Source organism: Brevundimonas sp. CURTG3B2_SDJG (genome assembly GCF_057364705.1).
Genome location: NZ_JBNFOJ010000239.1, coordinates 1 through 4,211 on the forward strand (window position 1 = coordinate 1; position 4,211 = coordinate 4,211).

6 protein-coding genes are annotated in these 4,211 nt (G+C 71.2%); 1 reads left to right on the plus strand and 5 read right to left on the minus strand.

Annotated features, from left to right (window positions below; translation table 11 throughout):
* Positions 1 to 221 precede the first annotated feature (221 nt).
* The 5 genes from AC2W7C_RS14060 to AC2W7C_RS14080 are packed head-to-tail and all read right to left on the minus strand — an operon-like array spanning position 222 to position 3,453.
* A complete protein-coding gene (locus AC2W7C_RS14060) occupies positions 222 to 761 on the minus strand; it encodes a GNAT family N-acetyltransferase (protein ID WP_486001994.1) in 540 nt (179 codons plus the stop codon).
* Position 762: 1 nt separating this feature from the next.
* Positions 763 to 1,500 (minus strand): SRPBCC family protein, encoded by a 738-nt coding sequence (locus tag AC2W7C_RS14065; protein ID WP_486001995.1) that lies wholly within the window; start codon positions 1,498 to 1,500, stop codon positions 763 to 765.
* Between the two features lie 3 nt (positions 1,501 to 1,503).
* A complete protein-coding gene (locus tag AC2W7C_RS14070; protein ID WP_486001996.1) occupies positions 1,504 to 2,100 on the minus strand; it encodes an ArsR/SmtB family transcription factor in 597 nt (198 codons plus the stop codon).
* Positions 2,101 to 2,136: 36 nt separating this feature from the next.
* Positions 2,137 to 2,442 (minus strand): diguanylate cyclase domain-containing protein, encoded by a 306-nt coding sequence (locus AC2W7C_RS14075; protein WP_486001999.1) that lies wholly within the window; start codon positions 2,440 to 2,442, stop codon positions 2,137 to 2,139.
* Between the two features lie 48 nt (positions 2,443 to 2,490).
* Positions 2,491 to 3,453 (minus strand): response regulator transcription factor, encoded by a 963-nt coding sequence (locus tag AC2W7C_RS14080; RefSeq protein ID WP_486001997.1) that lies wholly within the window; start codon positions 3,451 to 3,453, stop codon positions 2,491 to 2,493.
* Between the two features lie 179 nt (positions 3,454 to 3,632).
* Here AC2W7C_RS14080 and AC2W7C_RS14085 point away from each other — a divergent pair.
* On the plus strand, positions 3,633 to 4,211 hold a 579-nt coding region (locus tag AC2W7C_RS14085), incomplete at its 3' end, for a YihY/virulence factor BrkB family protein (RefSeq protein ID WP_486001998.1).

A 4,211-nucleotide genomic window follows, 5' to 3' on the forward strand; every position in this document is an offset into this window, starting at 1 on the left:
GGGGCGTGGGCCGGGCCCTGGGCGAGGCGCGATCGCCTGGGCGGTCGGTCAGGGCTTCCGCGCGATGCAGTTTCAACGCCGTGGTCGAGGCCAACCGGCCTGCGGTGCGGCTGTGGCGGGCGCTCGGCTTTCGAGGTCCTGGCCACCGTGCCCGAAGCGTTCGATCATCCGACGGATGGCCTGGTCGGCCTGCATGTCATGCACCGACGGCTCTGACCGGCTCAGGTGGGCCGGTCGATGCGGTACAGCACATGCGGTCTCAGCGGGTCGCCTTCGGGCACGGTGTCGTCCTCGAAGGCCGCGTCCGCGACCTCGGTCATCCCCGCAGCCGCCATGGCGCGCCGCGACGGATGGTTGATCGCCGAGGTGTAGCCGATAACGCTCCGGGCCCCGAGATCGCGCCAGGCGAAGTCGAAACAGGCGCGGGAGATCTCGACGGAGAAGCCCTGCCGCCAGGAGGCGCGGCCCAGGATCCAGCCGATCTCGAGAGGCCAGGCCTGAAGGGCGGCGGGATCGGGCCTGGAGAGGCCCGCGCCGCCGACCAGGGCGCCGTCCTCCAAGCGTTCGACCGCCAGGAAGCCGAAGCCGTCGCGGGCCAGATCGGCCAGGGCCTGGTCGACCACGGCGTCGCTTTCGTCGCGGCTCAGCACGGCCGGATGGTAGTAGCGCCGAACCTCGGGATCGGCGTTTATCGCCGCGAAGGCCGCCCGGTCGCGGCCCTCCCACGGACGCAGCCGCAGTCGGTCGGTCTGCAGCCTCACTTCAGCAGCCGGGGCCGACGGTCTCGAAGCGCTCGTCCCACCAGACCCTCCAGCGGGCTTCCAAGTCGGCGAAGTCGGCGTCCGGAAGGTCGTAGGTCGTCAGCGTCAGCATGGTGAAACCACGCGGCTGCTTCTCGGTCGGCGGCTGGTCCACGACGACCAGCAGGCCGTCGCCCCAGGCGTCGACCGTGACGCCCAGCTGATGGCGCGCCGTGAACCAGACTTGTCCCGCGGAGACGTCAGGCCCGAGCGGCCCGGACCAGGGTTCGCCCGGGGCCGGCGCGGCGTCGAGGCCCAGCAGCGACCGGCCCAGCTTGTCGGCGTGTGGCGGGCCCGAAAGGAAGATCGTCCGGCGGGGCTTAAGGTCATGTCGGGCGAAGGCGAAGGCCAGCTGCCAGGTGAAGGAGATCCAGCCCTCGATCATGCCGTCGAAGACGTCGGACCAGGAGCCCGCGGGCGCCGAGCGGACCACGCGCACCACCGTCCGGTCGCCTCGAGCTTCGACCTCGTAGCGGTCGTTGACGCCCTCGAAGCTGACGATCCTGCGCACCTCGTCGATCGTCGCGTGGGTGACGAAGATGAAGTCGATCTCGTCCTTCAGGCTGTCGGCGTCCCAGCCGAACCAGTGATTGATCTTCTGGGGGTCGCGCAGGGCGTCCCAGACCAGGTCGGCCGGGGCCGGCACGGTGACTTCGACGAGGACATGGTCCTCCCTGGGTTGGTCGGCGGCTTCGGTCATGGCTCAGTTCCTTGTCGGAGCGGATCGGGCGACGGCGGGATAGGCGGCGGCGGCGAGGCGATAGCGGCGGCCGGAGGGCGCGGCGTAGCGCCGGGCGAGGGCGGCGACGGCCTCGGCCACGTCGTTGGAGAAGGCGTCGAAATCGGCCGGCGTGGCGAAGGTCACGTCCGCCTCGACGGTCAGGGTCAGCAGACGCGATCCCTCGGCCTCGGCCGCCTGCCGCATCCGGGCCACGTCGCGCACGATGGTCGAGGCCGTGGCGACCAGGTGATCGACGGCATGGCGATCCTGGGTCCGGACGGCGTCCGGATCGGGCGGAGCCTGCAACAGGGCGGGGTCCAGAACATAGCGTTCGGCGGCGATGAACAGCCGTTCGGTGAAACCGCGCTTCTTGCGTTCGCCCGCCGGCTGGATCAGGCCGGCGACTTCCAGCGTCTTCAGATGATGGCCGATCTTCTGGCGCGGCATGCCCAGTTTTTCCGCCAAGCCGGCCGCGGAGGTCGGCTCCGTCAGACCCGCGAGGATCTGCTGGCGCAGCGGCGTCAGGGCCGCGCGAGCGGCCTCCAGCGAGTCCAGCAAGGCGGACGGGCGGGCGGACATGGCCCGACCGTGCATTAGACAGAGAAAGTTGTCAAATTAGTTCGCGGCGGAAGCCCGGATGTCGGCGGACGCCCGTTCCAGCACCACGGCGGGGGATTCGCCGGGCATGACCTCGGCCACGCCGACTTCGAACTCGACCACGAAGGGGGTCTTATCGGCGCCGGCGTCGAAGGCCGTGCAGCCGATCACGGCGGCGATCCGGTCCGCGGCGATCCGGCCCGCCTGGCCGCGAGTGGCGGGCAGCGCCAGGGCGAAGACGTCGGCGGCGAGCCGGGCGGCGGTGTCCTCGGTGCGGATCAGGCGCGATACCATGGCGCCGATCTGGGGCAGGGCGCGGTCCAGCCAGCCGCCCCGCCGCGCTTTCGCGCACGGCCTCGGTGTCGGCCACTTTCAGGACGGCGACCGAGAGCGGGCGACGGCGCAGGCGCGCGCCCTGGCGACGCGGGCCAGGTGGCTGGCGAACAGCTCTGGAGTGAACAGGCCGGTCGCCGGGTCCGTCAGGCCCGAGCCTCGCGCGCCTTCCAGCGCGCGACGGACCGTAAGATGGCGGCGATGCGCGCGAGCCAGGGCCACGATTCGATTCGCCGTCTCTTCTTCGGGGGTGTCGGCGGCGGCGACGTCGGCGAAGCCGCGGTTGTACAGCTCGGCCAGATTGATCTCGCCGGACCCACGCAGATAGAGCACCGCCGGGATGTGATAGAGGCGGGTGTTGCGCTTCATGCCCGAGGCTATCGAGAGGGCGGGCGTGTGGTCCTCCGCCCCCCACAGCACCGCGGCGTCGAACGGGCGCTCGTGCAGATAGTCGAAGGCGGTGTAGGGCGTCGGCGCCGCCACCACCTCGCATCCCTGGGCGGTCAAGGCGTTGGACAGGGCCAGGAAATGCCGGTCGGGTTTGCCGGCGGCCAGAACTCTCAGCGCGGAGGCGTCGGCCTCACCGGTCGCCAACGGTTCTCCGCGGGCCGCGAAGGTGGCCTCGCGCAGGCTGACCTCCTCTTCGGCGATGGCCGAGCGGACCAGATTCTCCAGCCGCAGGGCCGCCTGGGCGGCATGGGGCGTGGAGGACATGCCGATGTCGATCAGCCCGGGCTCCCAGCCGGCGGTGTCGCCGACCGCCAGGACGGGCAGGCGGCGCGGGGACACCGTCTGGCGCATGGCGCGCACGCCGTCCTCGGCCTCAGGCAGCCGGGCGTCCAGGATCACGGCTTCCAGGGGCCAGTCGATCAGGACCTGCACCGCGCCGGCCAGCGATCGCGCGGTGACGGTGCGCCAGCCCAGGGCGTCCAGCCCCTGGCACAGCGGACCGATCAGGCCGTCGTCGGGCGCGACGACCAGGATTCGGGGATCGGATGACAAGGGCGGCGTTCTCCAGGCCGCCTCCGGCCCGGGGCGGTCGTCACTGCCGCGGACCATAGCGAGGGCGCCGGGCGGGAGGCAACGGCGCGGGCCGGATTTCCCCCGTGCGACCACCAGGGGCGGTTCCCCTACGGACGAAAAGGAGTAAGGGTGGGCTCTTGGCGGTTGTGGGGACCGGATTGAGCGACACGACTGAAATGGCCGCGGCCACGCGCTGGGCGACGCCCATGCATTGGGGGCGGCTGTCGGTGAAGGCCTTCACGCGCAGCTGGGGCCGTGACGTGATGCTGTACACAGGGGGCGTCTCCTTCTTCGCCCTTCTGGCGGTGTTTCCGGCGATCGCGATCCTGATCGGTTTCTACAAGGCCGTGCTTTCGATCGGCCAGGTCAGCGAACAGGCGGCCGCCCTGGCCGACGTCATGCCGCACGCCGCGCGCGCCATCTTCATGCAGGAGATCGACCGCCTGGCGAACGCCTCGGCCAGCACGGTCTCGGCCCAGAGCTTCTTCGCCGTGGTCATCGGCGGCTACGCCGCGCACCGGGGCTTCAAGGCCCTGCTGGCCGGGCTGAACCTGATCCACGACGAGACCGAGCCGCACGGCTTCTTCAAGTTCAACCTGCTGGCCTTCTTCGTGGCCCTGGCGGCGTTCCTGTTGTTCACGGTCGTGTCGGGCGCGGTCGTGACCTCGCGGCTGCTGGAGCACACCGGCCCGGGACCGCGGCGGCGGCGGGCGGGCGGGGCGTGTCGCTGGACGGCC